The following is a 19,334-nucleotide window of genomic DNA, read 5'->3' on the forward strand; positions in this document are numbered from 1 at the left end:
AAAGTGAAAGCATTGCATCCTTTCTTGGCTCGTAATGGCCCCAACGAGAATACTGGGAGAACGACAATGCCTTTAGCGATGAACCGAGACGTCTTCATCACCTGCGCCGTCACCGGCTCCGGCGACACCGCCGGCAAATCCCCCCACGTGCCGCGCTCGCCGAAACAGATCGCCGAATCGGCCATCGAGGCTGCTAGGGCCGGCGCCGCCGTCGTGCACTGCCATGTCCGCGATCCGGAAACCGGCGCGCCGAGCCGCCGCAACGATCTCTACCGCGAAGTGACCGAACGTATCCGCGACGCCGAGGTCGACGTCGTGCTCAACCTCACCGCCGGCATGGGCGGTGACATGATCTTCGGCAACACCGAGCAGCCCCTGCCGCTGAACCCCAACGGCACCGACATGGCCGGCGCCACCGAGCGCGTTTCGCACGTCGCCGAATGTCTGCCGGAAATCTGCACGCTCGATTGCGGCACGATGAACTTCTCGCTCGGCGACTACGTGATGACCAACACGCCGTCCATGCTGCGCGCCATGGGTAAGATGATGACCGATCTCGGCGTCCGCCCGGAGATCGAGGCCTTCGATACCGGCCATCTCTGGTTCGCCAAGCAGCTCGTCGAGGAAGGCATCATCGAGGATCCGGTGCTCATCCAGCTCTGCATGGGCATTCCGTGGGGCGCGCCGGACGATCTCAATACCTTCATGGCAATGGTCAACAACGTGCCGTCCAACTGGACCTTCTCGGCCTTCTCCATCGGCCGCAATGCCATGGCCTACCCGGCCGCAGTCGTGCTTGCCGGCGGCAACGTCCGCGTCGGCCTCGAGGACAACCTCTATGTCGGCAAGGGCCAGCTCGCCACCAATGCGCAGCTCGTCGACAAGGCCGTCAACATCATCGAGAGCATGGGCGCCCGCGTCATCGGCCCGGCCGAAGTGCGCGAGAAGCTGAAGCTGACGAAGCGCGCGCCGCGCGGCTGACGATTTGGGGTTGCCCCTCACCCTAACCCTCTCCCCGTGAACGGGGAGAGGGAACCTGCCAAACGCAGGCTTGAAAATGAAGGAAACCGGCGCGGCATATCCCTTCTCCCCGCCTGCGGGGAGAAGGTGGCGGCAGCCGGATGAGGGGCAGCGACACCCGCACACAATAACGAATTGAGGGAACGCATGAGCACGACCATCATCAACAAGGCAGCCTGCGTCGGCGGCGGCGTCATCGGCGGGGCATGGGTCGCGCGCTTCGCGTTGGCCGGCATCGACGTGAAGGTCTTCGACCCGCATCCGGAAGCCGAGCGTATCATCGGCGAAGTCATGGTCAATGCCGAGCGCGCCTATGGCATGCTCACCATGGCCCCCCTGCCGCCGAAGGGCAAAGTAACCTTCTGCAAGAGCATCGAAGACGCCGTGCAAGACGCTGACTGGATTCAGGAAAGCGTGCCCGAGCGCCTCGAACTGAAGCGGAGCGTCCTCACCCAGATCGATGCGGCCGCAAAGCCCGACGCCCTGATCGGCTCCTCCACGTCAGGCCTCATGCCAACCGATCTGCAGCGCGACATGAAGCATCCCGAACGCCTGTTCGTCGCGCATCCCTACAACCCCGTCTACCTGCTGCCGCTCGCCGAGCTCGTCGGCGGCCAGAGGACGTCGCGCGCCGTGCTCGAAGACGCCAAGGCCAAGCTCGCCCCCATCGGCATGAAGGGCGTGATCATCAACAAGGAAATCGAGGCCTTCGTCGGCGACCGCCTGCTCGAAGCCGTCTGGCGCGAAGGCCTCTGGCTGATCAAGGACGACATCTGCGACACGGAAACGCTGGATGACGTGATCCGCTATTCCTTCGGCATGCGCTGGGCGCAGATGGGCATGTTCGAGACCTACCGCATCGCCGGCGGCGAAGCGGGCATGCGCCACTTCCTCGCCCAGTTCGGCCCCTGCCTCTCCTGGCCCTGGACGAAGCTCACCGACGTCGTCGACCTCGACGACGAGTTGGTGGAAAAGATCGCCAACCAGTCCGACGCCCAGTCCGGCGCGCGCGGTATTCGCGAACTGGAACGCATCCGCGACCAGAACCTCGTCGGCATCATGCATGCGCTGAAGGCCGGCGACGAAGGCCGCGGCTGGGGTTCGGGCAAGCTGCTCGCCGAATTCGAGGCGCACCTGTGGGCCAAGGCCGGCAAGGCGAAGGTCGAGGTCTCCTCGAGCGAACCGCTCCGCCTCGTCGACACCAAGGTCAATGCCGCCTGGGTCGATTACAACGGCCACATGACGGAGCACCGCTACCTCCAGCTCTTCGGCGATACGTCCGACGCACTGCTGCGCCTCATCGGCGTCGACTTCGCCTATGTCGAGGCCGGCCACAGCTACTACACGGTGGAAACCCACATCCGCCATCTCGGCGAGGGCAAGCTCGGCCAGGCGCTCTACACGACGCTCCAGCTCCTCTCCTCGGACAAGAAGCGGCTGCACTTCTTCACCCGCATCCACGACGCCGCCACCGGCGACGTCATCGCGACCGCCGAGCAGATGATGGTCCATGTGGACTCGAAGGCCGGAAAGAGCGTCGATGCGCCCGAGGACGTGCTGGCGAAGATCGCGCCGATTGCCGAAGCCCATGCCAAGCTGGCCGCGCCGGAAGGTGCAGGCCGCAGCGTCGGGCAGAGGAAAACGAACTAACTGCCCTTCACCCTACTCCTCTCCCCGTAAGCGGAGAGAGGGAACCTGCCCAGAGCAGGCTTGGGAATGGAGGAAACCGGCGCGGCATATCCCTTCTCCCCGTTCACGGGGAGAAGGTGGCAGCAGCCGGATGAGGGGCAAACCGAAACGAGGGGAATACAATGAATTTCGCACTCACCGACGAACAGCAGATGATCGTGGACACGGTCCGCTCCTTCGTCGAAACGGAAATCTATCCGCATGAAAACGAGGTCGAGCGCACCGGCCATGTGCCGCCGGAACTCGGCCAGGAAATCGCGCGCAAGTGCAAGGAGATCGGTTTCTTCGGCTGCAACATGCCGGAAGAAGTCGGCGGCGCGGGTCTCGACCACACGTCCTTCACGCTGGTCGAGCGCGAGCTTGGCCGCGGCTCGATGGCGCTGACGGTCTTCTTCGGCCGCCCCTCCGGCATCCTGATGGCCTGCAACGACGAGCAGCGCGAACGCTATCTTCTGCCCGCCGTCAGCGGCGAGAAATTCGATGCGCTGGCCATGACCGAGCCGGACGCCGGCTCCGACGTGCGCGGCATGAAGTGCTTCGCCCGCAAGGACGGCGACGACTGGGTCGTCAACGGCACCAAGCACTTCATCAGCCACGCCAACATCGCCGATTTCGTCATCGTCTTCATCGCGACGGGCGAAGAAGACACGCCGCGCGGCAAGAAGAAGCTGATCACCTGCTTCCTCGTCGACCGCGGCACGCCCGGCTTCGAGATCCGCGAGGGCTACAATTCCGTCTCCCATCGCGGCTACAAGAACTGCATCCTCAATTTCGACGAATGCCGCCTGCCCTCCGCCCAGATCCTCGGCGAAGTGCACAAGGGCTTCGACATCGCCAACGACTGGCTCTACGCGACGCGCCTCACCGTCGCCGCCACCTCCGTTGGCCGCGCCCGCCGCGCCTTCGATTACGCCCTCAATTACGCGGCCGAACGCAAGCAGTTCGGCAAGCCGATCGGCGCGAACCAGGGCGTCTCCTTCAAGCTCGCCGACATGATCACCGAGATCGATGCCGCCGACCTCCTGACGCTGTCCGCAGCCTGGCGGCTCGACCAGGGCCTGCCATCGAACCGCGAGATCGCCTCGGCCAAGGTCTACGCCACGGAAATGCTCGCCCGCGTCACCGACGAGGCGATCCAGATCTTCGGCGGCATGGGCCTGATGGACGACCTGCCGCTCGCCCGCTTCTGGCGCGATGCCCGCGTCGAGCGCATCTGGGACGGCACATCGGAAATCCAGCGGCACATCATCAGCCGCGACCTGCTCAGGCCGCTGGGGGCGTAACCGGAAATGGTGCGTTCTCTCGACCGCCTCATCCGTCCGAAATCCATCGCCGTCTTCGGCGGCAAGGAAGCGCGGCGGGTCATCTATCAATGCGACAAGATGGGCTTTTCCGGCGATATCTGGCCGGTGCATCCGCGCGAGGACGAAATCCTCGGCCGCAAATGCTATCGCTCGGTCGCCGACCTTCCCGGTGCGCCGGACGCCTCCTTCGTCGGCGTCAACCGCGAGCTCACCATCGGCATCATCCGTGACCTCGCTGCGCGCGGCGCAGGCGGCGCGGTCTGCTACGCCTCCGGCTTCCGCGAAGCCGTCAGCGAGCTTGCCGATGGCGATGACCTGCAAAGGGCGCTGGTGGAAGCCGCCGGCGACATGCCGATCCTCGGCCCCAACTGCTACGGCTTCATCAACATGCTGGACGGCGCCCTGCTCTGGCCCGACCAGCACGGCATGCTGCGTATAGAAAAGGGCGTCGCCGTCCTCACGCAGTCCTCAAACATCGCCTGCAACGTCTCGATGCAGCAGCGCGGCCTGCCGCTCGCCTATATCCTGACCGCCGGCAACCAGGCGCAGACCGGCCTTGCCGATCTCGCCTGCGCCGTGCTCGAAGACCCGCGCGTCACCGCCGTCGGCCTCCATATCGAGGGCTTCGACAGCCTCGCTTCGCTGGAGCGCCTGGGCCTTCGCGCCCGCGAGCTGAAGAAGCCGGTCGTCACGCTGAAGGTCGGCAAATCGGAACAGGCGCAGCTCGCCACCGTCTCGCACACCGCCTCGCTCGCCGGCAACGACGCCGTCTCCTCGGCGCTGCTTTCCCGCCTCGGCATCGGCCGTGTCGAGACCCTGCCGGAACTGCTGGAAACCCTGAAGCTGCTGCATGTCGCCGGCCCCCTTTCGAGCCACGACATCTCCTCCATGTCCTGCTCGGGCGGCGAGGCCTCGCTGATGGCGGATGCCGGCGTGAAGCGGAAGGTCGTCTACCGCGACCTGAAGCCGGAACAGCGCCAGCCGCTGCGCGAAACGCTCGGCCAGATGGTGACGATCTCCAACCCGCTCGACTACCACACCTTCGTCTGGGGCAACCGCGAGAAGCAGACCGCCGCCTTCACCACCATGATGCAGGGCGGCTATGCGCTGAACCTCGTCGTGCTCGATTTCCCCCGCCTCGACCGTTGCGACGCCGCCGACTGGACCACCACCTGCGAGGCCCTGATCGACGCGGCACGGGCGACGGGCGAAAATGCCGGCATCGTCGCCAGCATGGGCGAGAACCTGCCGGAAGCAACAGCCGAAATGCTGGTGCGAAACGGCGTCGTGCCCTTCTACGGCATCGAGGAGGCGCTTGCCGCCGCCGATGCCGCCGCTGGCATAGGCGAAGCCTGGTCGAAGCCGCTTGCCGCCCCGCTGCTCAAGGCCCCGACCGGCGAAGGCGAGGCGATCACGCTCACCGAGCGCGAGGCCAAGCAGGCGCTCGGCGCCCATGGCCTTCCCGTCCCCAAGGGCCTCACCGCCGAAACGGCGGAAGCCGCGGCGCAGGCAGCCGAAACACTCGGTTTCCCCATCGTGCTCAAGGGCCTCGGCGTGGCGCACAAGACCGAAGCCGGCGCGGTCAAGCTCAACCTTGCCGGCCGGCAAGCCGTTCTCGATGCGGCAAAGGCCATGGCCGGCGTCGCCTCGGGCTTCCTCGTGGAAAAGATGGTGGGCAAACCGGTCGCCGAACTCATCGTCGGCGCGATGCGCGATCCCGTCGCCGGTCCGGTGCTGACCATCGGTGCCGGTGGCATCCTCGTCGAACTGCTTGAAGATTCGGCGATTTTGACCCTGCCGACCGACGAGAAGACGATCCGCGAGGCCATCTCCGGCCTCAAGATCGCCAAGCTGCTGAACGGCTATCGCGGCGCGCCGAAGGGCGATATCGACGCCCTTGTCGCCGCCGTCGCATCAGCGGCATCCTATGTCGTTTCAAACGCCTCAATAATCGAAGAACTGGACGTTAATCCCATAATGGTGCTCCCCGCCGGCGACGGTGTCGTGGCGGCCGATGCACTGATCCGTCTGAGGAAACAATCATGACCGGACCGATACGCCAGCGCCGCGAAGGCGGCATCCTCGAAGTCACGATCGATCGCCCCAAGGCGAACGCCATCGATCTTGCGACCAGCCGCATCATGGGCGAGGTCTTCCGGGAATTCCGCGACGACGACACGCTGCGCGTCGCCATCATCACCGGCGCGGGGGAGAAATTCTTCTGTCCGGGATGGGACCTGAAAGCCGCGGCGGCAGGCGATGCCGTCGATGGCGACTATGGCGTCGGCGGTTTCGGCGGCATGCAGGAGCTGCGCGACCTCAACAAACCGATCATCGCAGCCATCAACGGCATCTGCTGCGGCGGCGGCTTCGAGATCGCGCTGTCGACCGACCTCATCCTCGCCGCCGAGCACGCGACCTTCGCCCTCCCGGAAATCCGTTCCGGCACGGTGGCGGATGCCGCCTCGATCAAGCTGCCGAAGCGCATTCCCTATCACATCGCCATGGACATGCTGCTCACCGGCCGCTGGCTGGATGTTCAGGAGGCGCACCGCTGGGGCTTCGTCAACGAGATCCTGCCGGCCGACAAGCTCATGGACCGCGCCTGGGAGCTGGCGCGCCTGCTCGAAAGCGGCCCGCCGCTCGTCTACGCCGCCATCAAGGAAGTGGTGCGCGCCGCCGAGGGCGACACCTTCCAGGGAACCATGAACAAGATCACCAAGCGGCAGTTCCGCACGGTCGATATTCTTTATTCCAGCGAGGATCAGCTCGAGGGCGCCCGCGCCTTCGCGGAGAAGCGCGATCCCGTCTGGAAGGGGCGATGACACGACGCTCCAAGACGGAACGGGAAGGAGAATAATACGGCGCCGGCATAAAAACCGGTCGTAAGGTTGCCTTACGGGCGAAAAACAGAAATTCTGCCAATCATAATGACAAAAGCCCAGAACGGGTCAGCGAAAGGGAACAGGGGAATGACTGATTACACCAAGTACCTCACCAGCCAGGTCACGCTCGGCAAGATGAACCGTCGTGAGTTCATGGGCCGCGCCGCCGCCTTCGGCATCACGCTCGCCGCCGCCGGCACGATGTTCGACACCGCCGCCAGGGCACAGGAGCCCAAGCGTGGCGGCCATCTGAAGCTCGGCCTCGAAGGCGCAGCCGCGACCGACTCGAAGGACCCGGCAAAGGCGCTCTCGCAGTTCATGTTCGTCGTCGGCCGCAACTGGGGCGACATGCTGGTGGAATCCGAGCCGCTGACCGGCAAGCCCGTCCCGGCGCTCGCCGAATCCTGGGAACCCTCCGCCGATGCCTCGACCTGGACCTTCAACATCCGCAAGGGCGTGAAATTCCACGACGGCAAGGAACTGACCGTCGACGACGTCATCAAGACCCTGCAGCGCCACACCGACGAGAAGTCGGAATCGGGCGCGCTCGGCGTCATGAAATCGATCAAGGAAATCAAGGCCGATGGCGACAAGCTGGTGCTCGTCCTGACCGAAGGCAACGCCGATCTGCCGCTGCTGCTCACCGACTACCACCTCGTCATCCAGCCGAACGGCGGCCTCGACGATCCGAACGCGCAGATCGGCACCGGTCCCTACAAGGTCACCAGCTTCGAGGCCGGCGTACGCGCCACCTTCGAGCGCAACAAGGACGACTGGCGACAGGACCGCGGCTTCGTCGACACGATCGAGATGATCGCTATGAACGACGCGACCGCCCGCATCGCCGCCCTCTCCTCCGGCCAGGTGCACTACATCAACCGCGTCGACCCGAAGACCGTCGATCTTCTGAAGCGCGCGCCGAACGTGGAAATCCTCTCCACCTCCGGCCGTGGCCATTACGTGTTCATCATGCATTGCGACACCGCGCCGTTCGACAACAACGACCTGCGCATGGCGCTGAAATACTCCATGGACCGCGAGGCGATGCTGGAGAAGGTGCTGAACGGCTACGGCAAGGTCGGCAACGACTTCCCGATCAACGAGACCTATGCCCTCTTCCCGGAAGGCATCGAGCAGCGCACCTACGATCCCGACAAGGCCGCCTTCCACTACAAGAAGTCGGGCCATAGCGGCTCGGTGCTGCTGCGCACGTCCGACGTGGCCTTCCCGGGTGCCGTCGATGCCGCCGTCCTCTACCAGCAAAGCGCCAAGAAGGCCGGCATCGATATCGAGGTGAAGCGCGAGCCGGGCGACGGCTACTGGTCGAACGTCTGGAACGTCCAGCCCTTCTGCACCTCCTACTGGGGCGGCCGACCGACGCAGGACCAGATGTATTCCACCGCCTATCTCTCGACGGCCGACTGGAACGACACGCGCTTCAAGCGCGAGGACTTCGACAAGCTGCTGCTCCAGGCCCGCTCCGAACTGGACGAGGCCAAGCGCAAGGACATGTACCGCACCATGGCCATGATGGTGCGTGACGAGGGCGGCCTGATCCTGCCGATGTTCAACGACTTCGTGAACGCCGCCGGCAAGAACGTGAAGGGCTACGTCCACGACATCGGCAACGACATGTCGAACGGCTATGTCGCAACCCGCGTCTGGCTCGACGCCTGATGACCGGCAACGGACCGGCGCACGGTCCGGAGCTGACAGCGACGACGGCTGCGGGCGAAGCCCCGCAGTCGGCCGGAGCTGCCGGGTCGGTTGCGTCCACGGGAACCCCAGCCATCGAGGGCACGCCCTCCTTCTGGGCGAAACTCAGCAAGAGCAGCCCGCTCGCTGCACTCATCCTGCAACGCCTCGCGCTCAGCGTGGCCTTGCTCTTCGCCGTGTCGCTGATGATCTTCGGCGGCGTGGAAGCCCTGCCCGGCGACTTCGCGACCACCTATCTCGGACAGTCCGCGACACCGCAGGCCGTGGAGAACATCCGCAAGGACCTCGGCCTCGACCAGCCGGCCACCACCCGCTACGTCAAATGGCTCGGCGGCGCTCTTCAGGGTGATTTCGGCGCCTCCTGGGCCTCCAAGCAATCGGTCAGCGAGCAGATCGGCAAGCGCCTCGGCAATTCGCTGTTCCTCGCCTTCTTCGCGGCGATCATATCGGTGCCATTGGCCGTCGGCCTCGGCATGCTGGCGGTGCAATACCGGAACCGCCTGCCAGACAAGATCATCAACGTCGTATCGCTGGCGGCGATCTCCCTGCCGGAGTTCTTCGTCGGCTACCTGCTGATCCTGTTCTTCGCGGTGAAGATGGGCATCGCCACCTTCCCGGCTACGGTCTACGACACGATGACGATCGGCGAGCGGCTGTCGGCCATCGCTTTGCCCACCGCCACGCTCGTCCTCGTCGTGCTCGCCCACATGATGCGCATGACGCGGGCGGCGATCCTCAACGTCATGTCGTCGGCCTATGTCGAGACGGCGGAGCTTAAGGGGCTTTCGAGCCTGCGCATCATCGCCAGGCATGCCGCGCCCAATGCGGTGGCCCCGGTCATCAACGTCATCGCGCTGAACCTCGCCTATCTCGTGGTCGGCGTCGTCGTCGTGGAGGTGGTCTTCGTCTATCCCGGCATGGGCCAGTACATGGTCGACGCCGTGACGGTGCGCGACATGCCCGTCGTGCAGGCCTGCGGCCTGATCTTCGCCGCCTTCTACATCTTCCTCAACATGTTCGCCGATATCCTCGCGATTGTCGCGAACCCCAGATTGAGGCATCCGCGATGAGACTTTCCTCCATTCCCGTCAGCGCATGGGTCGGCATCGCGGGCATCGCGCTTGCCCTCTTCTGCGCCCTCTTCGCCCCCTTCATCGCGCCGCACGGCGAAAGCGAGATCGTCGGCTCCGTCTGGCAGCCGATGGGCGGCGACTTCCTGCTCGGCACGGACAATCTCGGCCGCGACCTCTTCTCGCGGCTGATCTTCGGCGCCCGCACCACGGTCTTCGTGGCGCTGGCGGCAACCGTGCTCTCCTTCTCGCTCGGCATGCTGCTGTCCTTCACGGCAGCGGTGACGGGCGGGTTCATCGACCAGATCTTCTCGCGCTTCAACGACCTGATGATGGCGATCCCGACGCTGATCTTCGCCCTCGTCGTGCTGGCCGTGCTGCCGCAGCAGCTCTGGATCCTCATCCTCGTCATGGCGGTGCTCGACAGCACGCGCGTCTACCGCATCGGCCGGGCCGTGGCGCTCGACGTCGCGGTCATGGAATTCGTGGAGGCGGCACGGCTGCGCGGCGAAGGCACGGGCTGGATCATCTTCCGCGAGATTCTTCCCAACACGCTCTCGCCGCTGCTGGCCGAATTCGGCCTGCGCTTCGCCTTCTCGATCCTGTTCCTCTCCACCCTCTCCTTCCTCGGCCTCGGCATCCAGCCGCCGGCCGCCGACTGGGGCGGCATGGTCAAGGACAACAAGGACGGCATCATCTTCGGCATTTCGGCCGCGCTTATTCCAGGCGGGGCGATCGCCGGGCTGGCCATCTGCGTCAACCTCGTCGTCGACTGGCTGATGAAACGCACCTCGAGCCTGAAGGGGGGACGCGGCGATGCCTGATCTTCTTTCCGTCCGCAATCTCAAGATCGAGGCGACGAGCTACCCGCCCGGCGAGCCGCCGAGGAACGTTACTCTTGTCGAGGGCGTGAACTTCGATGTGCAGAAGGGCAAGGTGCTCGGTCTTATCGGCGAATCCGGGGCCGGCAAGTCCACCATCGGCCTTACCGCCCTCGCCTACGGGCGCGGCGGAGTGCGCATCACCGGCGGCGAGGTAAAGCTGAACGGCGAGGATCTCCTGAAGCTCTCGCCGGCCGGCATCCGCAAGGTGCGCGGCTGCAAGGTCTGCTACGTCGCGCAGTCGGCGGCGGCAGCCTTCAATCCCGCCCATCGGCTCGGCGAGCAGGTGATCGAGGCATCGCTGAAGCACGGTGTCATGAGCCGCGCGGACGCGGAAAAGCGCGCGCTCTACCTCTTCAAGGTGCTCGGCCTGCCCAACCCGGAAACCTTCGGCCAGCGCTATCCGCACCAGGTCTCCGGCGGCCAGCTGCAGCGCGCCATGACCGCCATGGCGCTCTGCCCCAACCCGGAGCTGATCATCTTCGACGAGCCGACCACCGCGCTCGACGTGACGACGCAGATCGACGTGCTCGCCGCCATCAAGCACGCCATCGAGGAAACCCACACGGCCGCGCTCTACATCACCCACGACCTTGCCGTCGTGGCACAGATCACGGACGACATCCTCGTGCTCCGGCATGGCAAGATGGTGGAATACGGCTCGGTGCAGCAGATCATCGAAGAGCCGAGAGAGGACTACACCCGCGCCCTCGTCAACGTGCGCGGCACCGGCCGGGACGAAGCACCCGACCAGACGGACACGCTCCTGAAAGTGGAGAATGTCACCGCCGGCTATTCCAACGGCTTCAAGGTGCTGCAGAACGTGTCGCTGCACCTGCCGAAGGGCCAGACGCTGGCGGTGGTGGGCGAATCCGGCTCGGGCAAGTCCACCCTCGCCCGCGTCATCACCGGCCTGCTCCCCCCACAGGAGGGCACGATCAGCTTCGACGGCAAGCCCTTGCCGCGGGCGCTGAAGGGCCGGTCGAACGACGAGCTTCGCCGCGTCCAGATGATCTACCAGATGGCCGACACCGCGATGAACCCGCGCCAGACGGTGCGCGACATCATCGGCCGCCCCCTCACCTTCTACTATGGCATGCGCGGCCGGGAGAAGACGGAGCGGGTGAAGGAACTGCTCGACCAGATCGAGATGGGCGGCCGCTTCGCCGACCGCTACCCGGCCGAGCTTTCCGGCGGCCAGAAGCAGCGCGTCGCCATCGCAAGGGCGCTCGCGGCCAAGCCCGAACTCATCCTGTGCGACGAGCCGACCTCCGCGCTCGACCCGCTGGTGGCCGAGGGCATCCTGAAGCTTCTCCTGAAGCTGCAGGAGGAAACGCATGTCTCCTACATGTTCATCACCCACGACATCGCCATCGTGCGCGCGATTGCCGACAGCGTGGCCGTGATGCACCGGGGGCGCCTCGTGCGCTTCGGCCCAAAATCGAAGGTGCTCACGCCGCCCTTCGACGACTATACGGACCTGCTGCTGAAATCCGTGCCCGAAATGGAGATCGGCTGGCTGGAGCGGGTGCTCAAGACGCGGCGCATGGAGAGCGCCGGGAACTGATGGAAGGCGGGCGGCTTGGGCCGCCCGTTCTTTTTTGCGTGGCCCCTCATCCGGCCTGGCAGCCTCCTTTTCCCCGCTTGCGGGGAGAGAGTTAGGGGAAGGGTCAACGCCTCAAGCGCAGAGGCCAGCAACAGGCTCCACGCCCACCTCTCAATTCTGCGTGCAGGTCACATCCCCGAGCCGGCTTGCCGATTCCCCCTCGACACTCACCGTCTCCTCGCCCCGCGCCGTGCAATTGCCCTTCTCGCCGACGCCGCTGCGGAATTTCACCATGGGCTGGCCCTCGATCATCACGCTCGGCACGATCTCGTAGAGTTCCGGCGGGCAGTTCACCACGTCGGAAAGCCGCAGCGCCGGCGCGCCGCCGATGAAGACGCTCTTGGAGCCGGACATGGCGCAGGAGGGAATGGGCGCGGGAGCGTCGTCGGCAAGGGAGGGCGACGGCATGGCCGCCGCAATGCCGAGCATCAGGACGGCGGCCGAAAGCTGCTGGAATTTCATCGTGCTTCTCCCTTGTCACATGCCGCGCGGGATAGCGCCCGCAGCGTTTCGAGCGCCCGTTCGGCATCCCGCTCCGGCACGAATATATGGTCGTGATGGAAGGCGGCAACCACATTGGCGCTGATGCCCGCCTTCGTCAAAGCCGTGGCGAAGGCCGCCGTCAGCCCCACGGCCTCCAGCGAGGAATGCACGGTGAGCGTGATCATGCGCATCGGCGCGCTGGCGGAAAGCCCTTCCGCGGCCTCGGCGGGCAGGATCAGCGTCACCCCCTCCTCCTCCCGAAAGAGGCCGATGGGGCCGCGCGCAAGATAAGTCGCGATCTCCGGGGCCGGCACGCTCGCGTAGACGAAACGGCCCACCGCCAGCGCCGGCTCCATGGTCGCCAGCAGTTCGTCGAGATCGGTGACGCCGCTCATGGATTGGCCATCCGGCGCACGGCGTCGCAGAGCGCCGCAAAACCGGCCTTCGCGCCCTCGCTCATGAAGCGGGCACGCAGCCAGGCGTGGATCATCTGCCTCTCCTCCCGATACTCCACCGGCACGCCGGCAAGGATCAGCCGCGCCGCATAGGCGCGGGCGTCATCGCGCAACGGATCGAAAAAGGCGCCGGTGATGAAGGCCGGCGGCAGGCCGGCGAGATTTTCCGCACGCAGCGGAAAGGCATGGACCGCATCTTCCGGCGCCTTGTAGACCTCGCGATAATAGGCGACGTCGGCGGTCGAAAGCCCGGGCGCCTCGGCCATCTCGACATAGGAACCGGACACGAGATCGCCGCCGAGGCCGGGATAGACCAGCGCCTGCCCCGCAACGCCCTTCAGCCCCTCGTCCCGCGCCTTCAGCACGAGACCGGCCGCAAGGTTGCCGCCGGCGCTGTCGCCGATCATCACGACCGGATGGCGTTCCAGCAGAAGCTCCATCAGAACCGCCCAACAATCGTCGAAGGCGGCGGGCCAGGCATGTTCCGGCGAAAGCCGGTAATCGACCGAGACGAGTTCCGCCCCGGCCGCCTCGGCGATCTCGGCGCAGATCGCATCGTGGCTGTCCAGCGAGCCGACGACGAAGCCGCCGCCATGGATATAGAAGAGCCGCGTTTCGCTCGTCACCCGCGCCGGACAATAGCGGCGCACCGGAATGCGTCCCGCCACCAGTCCGTCCCGCTTGGCCATGCCGGCCGGCGGCGGCGCGTCGAAGGCGGCGCAGAGCGCGTCATACCAGGCGCGCTGCTGCACGATGTCGGCATCGACGGCGTCGGCGGGGTAGAAATCCTCGCAGCGCTTGTGGAAGGCAAGAATGCCCGGCTCGGTCGGCATGGGGCGTTCGGTCATGGCGGCTCCTTGTCGTTGGAGACATCATAGCAGGGCGGCGCGGGTCGGGTTTGCGGACCTACGCCTTTTCCCGGCCTTTTTCCACGACTTGCCTCCCCGCCGCCCGTCCTATTAAGTGCCGCCATGGCTTTCACCTTCCGGCAATTGCAATATTTCGTCGCCGTCGCGGAACAGGGATCCGTGACGCGGGCTGCGCAAAACCTGTCGATCTCGCAATCCTCGATCACCGAGGCGATCAAGGAACTCGAATCGGATCTCGGCGTCGAACTCTTCGAGCGCCACCCACGCGGGCTGACGACGACGCATAACGGCCACCAGTTCCTGCGCCATGCGACGAAAATCCTCGCCAATGTCTCCGATGCCCGCCGCTCCTTCTCCGACAACCGCGCACCGGAAAAAGGTCAGCTCAACCTCGGCGTCACCTCGCTCGTCGCCGGCTACGTGCTGTCGGACCTGCTCTCGCGCTACCGCCGCGCCTTCCCCGGCATCGATGTCAGCGCCATCGAGGACAACGGCTCCTATCTGGAGCATCTGCTGGTCGGCGGGGAGCTGGACGTCGCCGTCATGGTCATCTCCAACCTGCGCGACCGCATGGCACTGCAGGCGGAGATCATCGAGACCTCCCCCTACCGGCTTTGGCTGCCGATCGGGCATCCGCTCGTCTCGGCCGATATCATCTCCGTCAGCGATATCGCCAAGGAGCCGCTGATCATGCTGACGGTGGACGAAATCGAGGAGAATACCGGCAAGCTGCTGAGCGCGCTCGGCGCGCGCCCGCATGTCGCCTTCCGCACCCGCTCGGTGGAAGCGGTGCGCAGCCTCGTGGCGACGGGCGCGGGCATCGCGCTCCTGCCCGACCTCGTCTACCGCCCCTGGTCGCTGGAAGGCGACCGCATCGAAAGCCGCGACGTTTCCGGCGCGTTGCCGGTGGTGCAGATCGGCATGGTCTGGCGCAAAGGCTCCGGCCTGCCGCAGGCGGCGCGCGATTTCGTGGGGCTGGCGGAAGCGCTCAGAAGCGGCCGAGGCCGCTAATTCCCACGCATGTCCGGGCGCAGAACCGCTCCGCACTTTTGCTGGTGCGCTTTAGCTTTCGGAATTTCCGATACCGGCATTCTGATTAATGAATTTGCGAAAGCGGCAAAATCGCGGCACCTTTCCTTTCGGGAACAATACCGCTCAAAGCGGATCAAACCGGGAGACTGTCATGAAGCGACTTCTGCATTCCTGCACCGCGCTTACCCTTTCGCTCGCCTTCGCCACCGCCGCCATCGCCCAGGAGCCGCTGAAGGAGCTTGGCCCCGGTGAGGGCGAGGTCTCCATCGTCGCCTGGGCCGGCTATATCGAGCGCGGCGAGACGGACAAGGCCTATGACTGGGTCACCGACTTCGAGAAGAAGACGAACTGCAAGGTGACGGTGAAGACCGCCGCGACCTCGGACGAAATGGTCGCGCTGATGAACGAAGGCGGTTTCGACCTCGTCACCGCCTCGGGCGACGCCTCGCTCCGCCTCGTCGCCGGCAAGCGCGTGCAGCCGATCAACACCGACCTCATCCCGAGCTGGAAGACCATCGACGAGCGCCTGCAGAACGCGCCCTGGCATACGGTGAACGGCGTTCACTACGGCACGCCCTATCTCTGGGGCCCCAATATCCTGATGTACAACACGGAAGCCTTCAAGGGCGAGGCGCCGAAGAGCTGGAAGGTCGTCTTCGAGGAGATGACGTTGCCGGACGGCAAGTCCAACAAGGGCCGCGTGCAGGCCTATGACGGCCCGATCCACATCGCCGACGCTGCCCAGTACCTGATGGCGCACAAGCCGGAACTCGGCATCAAGAACCCCTACGAGCTCAACGAAGACCAGTACAAGGCCGCGCTCGACCTGCTGCGCGTCCAGCGCACGCTCGTCGGCCGCTACTGGCACGATGCCATGATCCAGATCGACGACTTCAAGAACGAAGGCGTCGTCGCCTCCGGCTCCTGGCCGTTCCAGGTCAACCTCATGCAGGCGGAAAAGCAGCCGATCGCCTCGACCTTCCCGGAAGAGGGCGTGACGGGCTGGTCGGACACGACCATGCTGCATGCCGAAAGCCAGCATCCGAACTGCGCTTATATGTGGATGGAGCATTCGCTGTCCGCCAAGGTGCAGGGTGACGCCGCCGCCTGGTTCGGCGCGGTTCCGTCCGTTCCGGCCGCCTGCAAGGGCAATGCGCTGCTGACCGACGAAGGCTGCAAGACCAACGGCTACGAGAACTTCGACAAGATCGCCTTCTGGCGCACGCCGACGACGAAGTGCGAAAGCCAGGGCGAATGCGTGCCCTACCACCGCTGGGTCTCCGACTATATCGGCGTGATCGGCGGGCGCTAAGGCACCAATCGGCGCGGCATACTCCCGCTAATCTCCCACCTTGAGGGGGAGATGTCATCGAAGGTGACAGAGGGGGTGGCCGCGGAGCGGCAACATTCGACAATGCGGGCGGGCTTCCCCCCCCTCTGCCCTGCCGGGCATCTCCCCCTCAAGGGGGGAGATTGGATAGACGCGCCGTTTTCCTGCCCATGAACCTTTTACGATTGGCGCTCATACAAACGCCCATCGCCCAAGACCAACACCGGGAGCCCCCATGACCGCCGTCCTGTTCCAGCAAGTATCCCGCCACTTCGGCGCCGTGCGCGCCGTCGACAGCGTGGATCTCGCCATTGCCGAGGGCGAGTTCTTCGCCATGCTCGGCCCGTCCGGCTCCGGCAAGACGACCTGCCTGCGCCTGATGGCCGGCTTCGAGCAGCCGACCTCCGGCCATATCGAGATCTTCGGCGAAACGGCGGAGGGCGTGCCGCCCTACCGGCGCAACGTCAACACGGTGTTCCAGGACTACGCCCTCTTCCCGCATCTCTCGATCCTGGAAAACGTCGCCTATGGCCTGATGGTCAAGGGCGTCGGCAAGGCCGAGCGGCTGAAGGCGGCGGAAGAGGCGCTCGCCATGGTGAAGCTGCCCGGCTACGGCACGCGCCGGCCCGGCCAGCTCTCCGGCGGCCAGCGCCAGCGCGTGGCGCTCGCAAGAGCGCTCGTCAACCGCCCCCGCGTTCTCCTCCTCGACGAACCGCTCGGCGCGCTCGATCTCAAGCTGCGCGAGCAGATGCAGGAAGAGCTGAAATCGCTCCAGAAATCCCTCGGCATCACCTTCGTCTTCGTCACGCATGACCAGGGCGAGGCGCTGTCGATGGCCGACCGCATCGCCGTCTTCAGCGACGGCAAGATTCAGCAGCTCGGCACGCCGGAAGAGGTCTACAAGCGGCCACAGACGCGCTTCGTCGCCGATTTCGTCGGCTCCTCCAACGTGCTGCCGCCGGACTTCGTGGATGGCCTCGGATATGGAAAACACTATGCCAGCCTGCGCCCGGAGGACATCGCGCTCGGCGACGGTCCGGGCCGCAAGCAGTTTTCCGGCCGCGTCACGGCGGCAAGCTTCCTCGGCGCGGCGAACCGCGTCACGGTGGAGGCGAACGGCGCGCGCATCGCCGCCATGCTGCCGGCCTCCATCACAGTTCCGGCCGAGGGCGAGACCGTCACCCTCTCCTTCCTGCCGCAGGACCTGCACACCATGGACGGCGCCCAATGAGCACCGTCACCGACACCTCCATCCTCGCGCGCCGGCAGGGCGTCTTCGGACGGCTTTCGGATTTCTTCTGGCGCAATCCGGGCATCCTGCTGCTCCTGATGCTGACGCCGCCGCTCCTCTGGCTCGGCGTCATCTATCTTGGCTCGCTCTTCGCGCTGCTCCTGCAGAGCTTCTTCTCGATCGACGATTTTTCCGGGCTGATCAATTACGAGTTCACGCTCGCCACCTACCGGCAGCTCCTCATCCCGTCGAACTTCGACATCATCCTGCGCACCGTGCTCATGGCCGTGCTGGTGACGCTCGCCTCGGCGATCATCGCGTTCCCCATCGCCTATTATGCGGCGCGCTACGCCAAGGGAAAATGGAAGGTCATCTTCTATCTCGGCGTCATGCTGCCGCTGTGGTCGAGCTACCTCGTGAAAATCTATGCGTGGAAACTGATCCTCGCCAAGGAAGGCATCCTCACCTGGTTCTTCGCCAAGCTGCACCTGCTGTGGCTGCTCGATGCGTGGCTTGCCCTTCCGGTCGTCGGCGGCTCCTCGCTCTCCATCAGCTACACCGGCACCTTCATCGTCTTCATCTATGTCTGGATGCCCTTCATGATCCTGCCGATCCAGGCCTCGCTGGAGCGCGTGCCCGGTAACCTGATCGAGGCGTCCGCCGATCTCGGCGGCAATCCCGGCCAGACCTTCCGCTACGTGCTCTTCCCGCTGGCGCTGCCCGGCATCATCGCCGGCTCGATCTTCACCTTCTCGCTGACACTGGGCGACTACATCATTCCGCAGATCATCGGCTCGTCGCGGCTGTTCATCGGCCAGGCGGTCTATGCCCAGCAGGGCACGGCCGGCAACATCCCGCTGGCCGCCGCCTTCTCCGTCGTGCCGATCGTCATCATGGGCCTCTATCTCTGGATGGCCAAGCGACAGGGAGCCTTCGATGCGCTCTGACAAGAACACCTCCGCCCCGCTCGGCCTGAAGATCGCGGCCGGCGCCGGCCTTGCCTTCCTGCACCTGCCGATCCTGCTCATCTTCCTCTATGCCTTCACCACGGAGGAGAAGAGCTACCAGTTCCCGCCGCCGGGCTATACGCTGCAATGGTTCGCCGTTGCCTGGAACCGGCCGGATGTCTGGGAGGCGATGGGGCTTTCCGTCCGCGTCGCGTCGATCTCGACGGCCGTCGCGCTGGTGCTCGGCACGCTCTGCGCCGCCGCCGTCTCCCGCACGCGCTTCTTCGGCCGCGAGACGATCTCGCTGCTGGTGATCCTGCCCATCGCGCTTCCCGGCATCATCACCGGCATCGCGCTGCGCTCGGCCTTTTCCTTCGCGGAGATCCCCTTCTCGTTCTGGACCATCGTGCTCGGCCACGCGACCTTCTGCGTCGTAGTCGTCTACAACAACGCTGTCGCCCGCTTCCGCCGCATCTCCGGCTCGCTGATCGAAGCCTCCATGGACCTCGGCGCCGACAGCTTCCAGACGTTCCGCTACGTCATCCTGCCGAATATCGGCACGGCGCTGCTCGCCGGCGGGATGCTCGCCTTCGCGCTGTCCTTCGACGAGGTGATCGTCACCACCTTCACCGCCGGCCAGCAATCCACCCTGCCGATCTGGATGCTCGAGGAACTCGTGCGCCCCCGCCAGCGGCCGGTGACGAACGTCGTCGCCATGGTGGTCGTGCTCGTCACCTTCCTGCCGATCCTCGGCGCCTACTATCTCACCCGCGACGGCGACCAGGTCGCCGGCGGCGGCAAATGAACCAAACGACA

At 65.4% G+C, this 19,334-nt stretch carries 17 protein-coding genes; 14 read left to right on the forward strand and 3 right to left on the reverse strand.

The annotated features are described in order from the left end of the window. Positions 1–66: 66 nt before the first annotated feature. From MOE34_RS12030 to MOE34_RS12070, 9 genes are all read left to right on the forward strand, one after another. Entirely contained in the window at positions 67–981 is a 915-nt protein-coding gene (locus MOE34_RS12030) for a 3-keto-5-aminohexanoate cleavage protein (protein ID WP_242217148.1), read from the forward strand. Between the two features lie 186 nt (positions 982–1,167). Then, positions 1,168–2,670: a carnitine 3-dehydrogenase gene (locus tag MOE34_RS12035; protein WP_242217149.1), complete on the forward strand. Its 1,503-nt coding sequence runs from the start codon at positions 1,168–1,170 to the stop codon at positions 2,668–2,670. A 161-nt stretch (positions 2,671–2,831) separates the two neighbouring features. Beyond that, complete coding sequence (locus tag MOE34_RS12040) at positions 2,832–3,992, forward strand: acyl-CoA dehydrogenase family protein (RefSeq protein WP_242217151.1); 1,161 nt, start codon at positions 2,832–2,834, stop codon at positions 3,990–3,992. A 6-nt stretch (positions 3,993–3,998) separates the two neighbouring features. Further along, positions 3,999–6,059: an acetate--CoA ligase family protein gene (locus tag MOE34_RS12045; RefSeq protein ID WP_242217164.1), complete on the forward strand. Its 2,061-nt coding sequence runs from the start codon at positions 3,999–4,001 to the stop codon at positions 6,057–6,059. Next, positions 6,056–6,838 carry a carnitinyl-CoA dehydratase gene (locus MOE34_RS12050; RefSeq protein ID WP_242217166.1) on the forward strand — a complete coding sequence of 261 codons (783 nt, stop codon included), beginning with the start codon at positions 6,056–6,058 and terminating at the stop codon, positions 6,836–6,838. The genes MOE34_RS12045 and MOE34_RS12050 overlap by 4 nt, the downstream gene beginning before the upstream one ends. A 147-nt stretch (positions 6,839–6,985) precedes the next feature. Next, positions 6,986–8,575: an ABC transporter substrate-binding protein gene (locus MOE34_RS12055; RefSeq protein WP_242217168.1), complete on the forward strand. Its 1,590-nt coding sequence runs from the start codon at positions 6,986–6,988 to the stop codon at positions 8,573–8,575. Further along, complete coding sequence (locus tag MOE34_RS12060; RefSeq protein WP_431522376.1) at positions 8,575–9,684, forward strand: ABC transporter permease; 1,110 nt, start codon at positions 8,575–8,577, stop codon at positions 9,682–9,684. Before MOE34_RS12055 ends, MOE34_RS12060 begins: the two co-directional genes overlap by 1 nt. Next, positions 9,681–10,508, forward strand: coding sequence for an ABC transporter permease (locus tag MOE34_RS12065; protein ID WP_242217170.1), 828 nt, complete (start codon positions 9,681–9,683; stop codon positions 10,506–10,508). The genes MOE34_RS12060 and MOE34_RS12065 overlap by 4 nt, the downstream gene beginning before the upstream one ends. Beyond that, positions 10,501–12,132: an ABC transporter ATP-binding protein gene (locus MOE34_RS12070; protein ID WP_242217172.1), complete on the forward strand. Its 1,632-nt coding sequence runs from the start codon at positions 10,501–10,503 to the stop codon at positions 12,130–12,132. Before MOE34_RS12065 ends, MOE34_RS12070 begins: the two co-directional genes overlap by 8 nt. A gap of 150 nt (positions 12,133–12,282) precedes the next feature. Here the strand turns inward: MOE34_RS12070 and MOE34_RS12075 are convergent, their stop codons facing one another. Genes MOE34_RS12075 through MOE34_RS12085 form a run of 3 tightly spaced genes read right to left on the reverse strand, consistent with a single transcriptional unit; the run spans position 12,283 to position 13,957 of the window. Further along, a complete protein-coding gene (locus MOE34_RS12075; protein WP_242217174.1) occupies positions 12,283–12,633 on the reverse strand; it encodes a PAAR domain-containing protein in 351 nt (116 codons plus the stop codon). Then, positions 12,630–13,049, reverse strand: a complete 420-nt coding sequence (locus MOE34_RS12080) for an ACT domain-containing protein (RefSeq protein ID WP_242217177.1) — start codon at positions 13,047–13,049, stop codon at positions 12,630–12,632. The genes MOE34_RS12075 and MOE34_RS12080 overlap by 4 nt, the downstream gene beginning before the upstream one ends. After that, complete coding sequence (locus MOE34_RS12085; RefSeq protein ID WP_242217179.1) at positions 13,046–13,957, reverse strand: alpha/beta hydrolase; 912 nt, start codon at positions 13,955–13,957, stop codon at positions 13,046–13,048. The genes MOE34_RS12080 and MOE34_RS12085 overlap by 4 nt, the downstream gene beginning before the upstream one ends. Positions 13,958–14,080: 123 nt before the next feature. Here MOE34_RS12085 and MOE34_RS12090 point away from each other — a divergent pair, with 123 nt between their 5' ends. From MOE34_RS12090 to MOE34_RS12110, 5 genes are all read left to right on the forward strand, one after another. Continuing rightward, positions 14,081–14,989, forward strand: a complete 909-nt coding sequence (locus tag MOE34_RS12090; protein ID WP_242217181.1) for a LysR family transcriptional regulator — start codon at positions 14,081–14,083, stop codon at positions 14,987–14,989. Between the two features lie 172 nt (positions 14,990–15,161). Continuing rightward, a complete protein-coding gene (locus MOE34_RS12095; RefSeq protein WP_242217183.1) occupies positions 15,162–16,322 on the forward strand; it encodes an ABC transporter substrate-binding protein in 1,161 nt (386 codons plus the stop codon). A gap of 253 nt (positions 16,323–16,575) precedes the next feature. Then, a complete protein-coding gene (locus MOE34_RS12100; protein ID WP_242217185.1) occupies positions 16,576–17,571 on the forward strand; it encodes an ABC transporter ATP-binding protein in 996 nt (331 codons plus the stop codon). Then, positions 17,568–18,518, forward strand: coding sequence for an ABC transporter permease (locus MOE34_RS12105; RefSeq protein ID WP_242217186.1), 951 nt, complete (start codon positions 17,568–17,570; stop codon positions 18,516–18,518). Before MOE34_RS12100 ends, MOE34_RS12105 begins: the two co-directional genes overlap by 4 nt. Next, a complete protein-coding gene (locus MOE34_RS12110) occupies positions 18,508–19,323 on the forward strand; it encodes an ABC transporter permease (protein ID WP_242217189.1) in 816 nt (271 codons plus the stop codon). Before MOE34_RS12105 ends, MOE34_RS12110 begins: the two co-directional genes overlap by 11 nt. The last annotated feature ends 11 nt before the right edge of the window (positions 19,324–19,334 follow it).

Source organism: Shinella zoogloeoides, assembly GCF_022682305.1.
Taxonomy (GTDB): domain Bacteria; phylum Pseudomonadota; class Alphaproteobacteria; order Rhizobiales; family Rhizobiaceae; genus Shinella; species Shinella zoogloeoides_B.

Bases quoted from the DNA above. Each gene is read 5' to 3' on its own strand.
- MOE34_RS12030 (WP_242217148.1), top strand. From the start codon at position 67: ATGCCTTTAGCGATGAACCGAGACGTCTTCATCACCTGCGCCGTCACC.
- MOE34_RS12035 (WP_242217149.1), top strand. From the start codon at position 1,168: ATGAGCACGACCATCATCAACAAGGCAGCCTGCGTCGGCGGCGGCGTC.
- MOE34_RS12040 (WP_242217151.1), top strand. From the start codon at position 2,832: ATGAATTTCGCACTCACCGACGAACAGCAGATGATCGTGGACACGGTC.
- MOE34_RS12045 (WP_242217164.1), top strand. From the start codon at position 3,999: ATGGTGCGTTCTCTCGACCGCCTCATCCGTCCGAAATCCATCGCCGTC.
- MOE34_RS12050 (WP_242217166.1), top strand. From the start codon at position 6,056: ATGACCGGACCGATACGCCAGCGCCGCGAAGGCGGCATCCTCGAAGTC.
- MOE34_RS12055 (WP_242217168.1), top strand. From the start codon at position 6,986: ATGACTGATTACACCAAGTACCTCACCAGCCAGGTCACGCTCGGCAAG.
- MOE34_RS12060 (WP_431522376.1), top strand. From the start codon at position 8,575: ATGACCGGCAACGGACCGGCGCACGGTCCGGAGCTGACAGCGACGACG.
- MOE34_RS12065 (WP_242217170.1), top strand. From the start codon at position 9,681: ATGAGACTTTCCTCCATTCCCGTCAGCGCATGGGTCGGCATCGCGGGC.
- MOE34_RS12070 (WP_242217172.1), top strand. From the start codon at position 10,501: ATGCCTGATCTTCTTTCCGTCCGCAATCTCAAGATCGAGGCGACGAGC.
- MOE34_RS12075 (WP_242217174.1), bottom strand. From the start codon at position 12,633: ATGAAATTCCAGCAGCTTTCGGCCGCCGTCCTGATGCTCGGCATTGCG.
- MOE34_RS12080 (WP_242217177.1), bottom strand. From the start codon at position 13,049: ATGAGCGGCGTCACCGATCTCGACGAACTGCTGGCGACCATGGAGCCG.
- MOE34_RS12085 (WP_242217179.1), bottom strand. From the start codon at position 13,957: ATGACCGAACGCCCCATGCCGACCGAGCCGGGCATTCTTGCCTTCCAC.
- MOE34_RS12090 (WP_242217181.1), top strand. From the start codon at position 14,081: ATGGCTTTCACCTTCCGGCAATTGCAATATTTCGTCGCCGTCGCGGAA.
- MOE34_RS12095 (WP_242217183.1), top strand. From the start codon at position 15,162: ATGAAGCGACTTCTGCATTCCTGCACCGCGCTTACCCTTTCGCTCGCC.
- MOE34_RS12100 (WP_242217185.1), top strand. From the start codon at position 16,576: ATGACCGCCGTCCTGTTCCAGCAAGTATCCCGCCACTTCGGCGCCGTG.
- MOE34_RS12105 (WP_242217186.1), top strand. From the start codon at position 17,568: ATGAGCACCGTCACCGACACCTCCATCCTCGCGCGCCGGCAGGGCGTC.
- MOE34_RS12110 (WP_242217189.1), top strand. From the start codon at position 18,508: ATGCGCTCTGACAAGAACACCTCCGCCCCGCTCGGCCTGAAGATCGCG.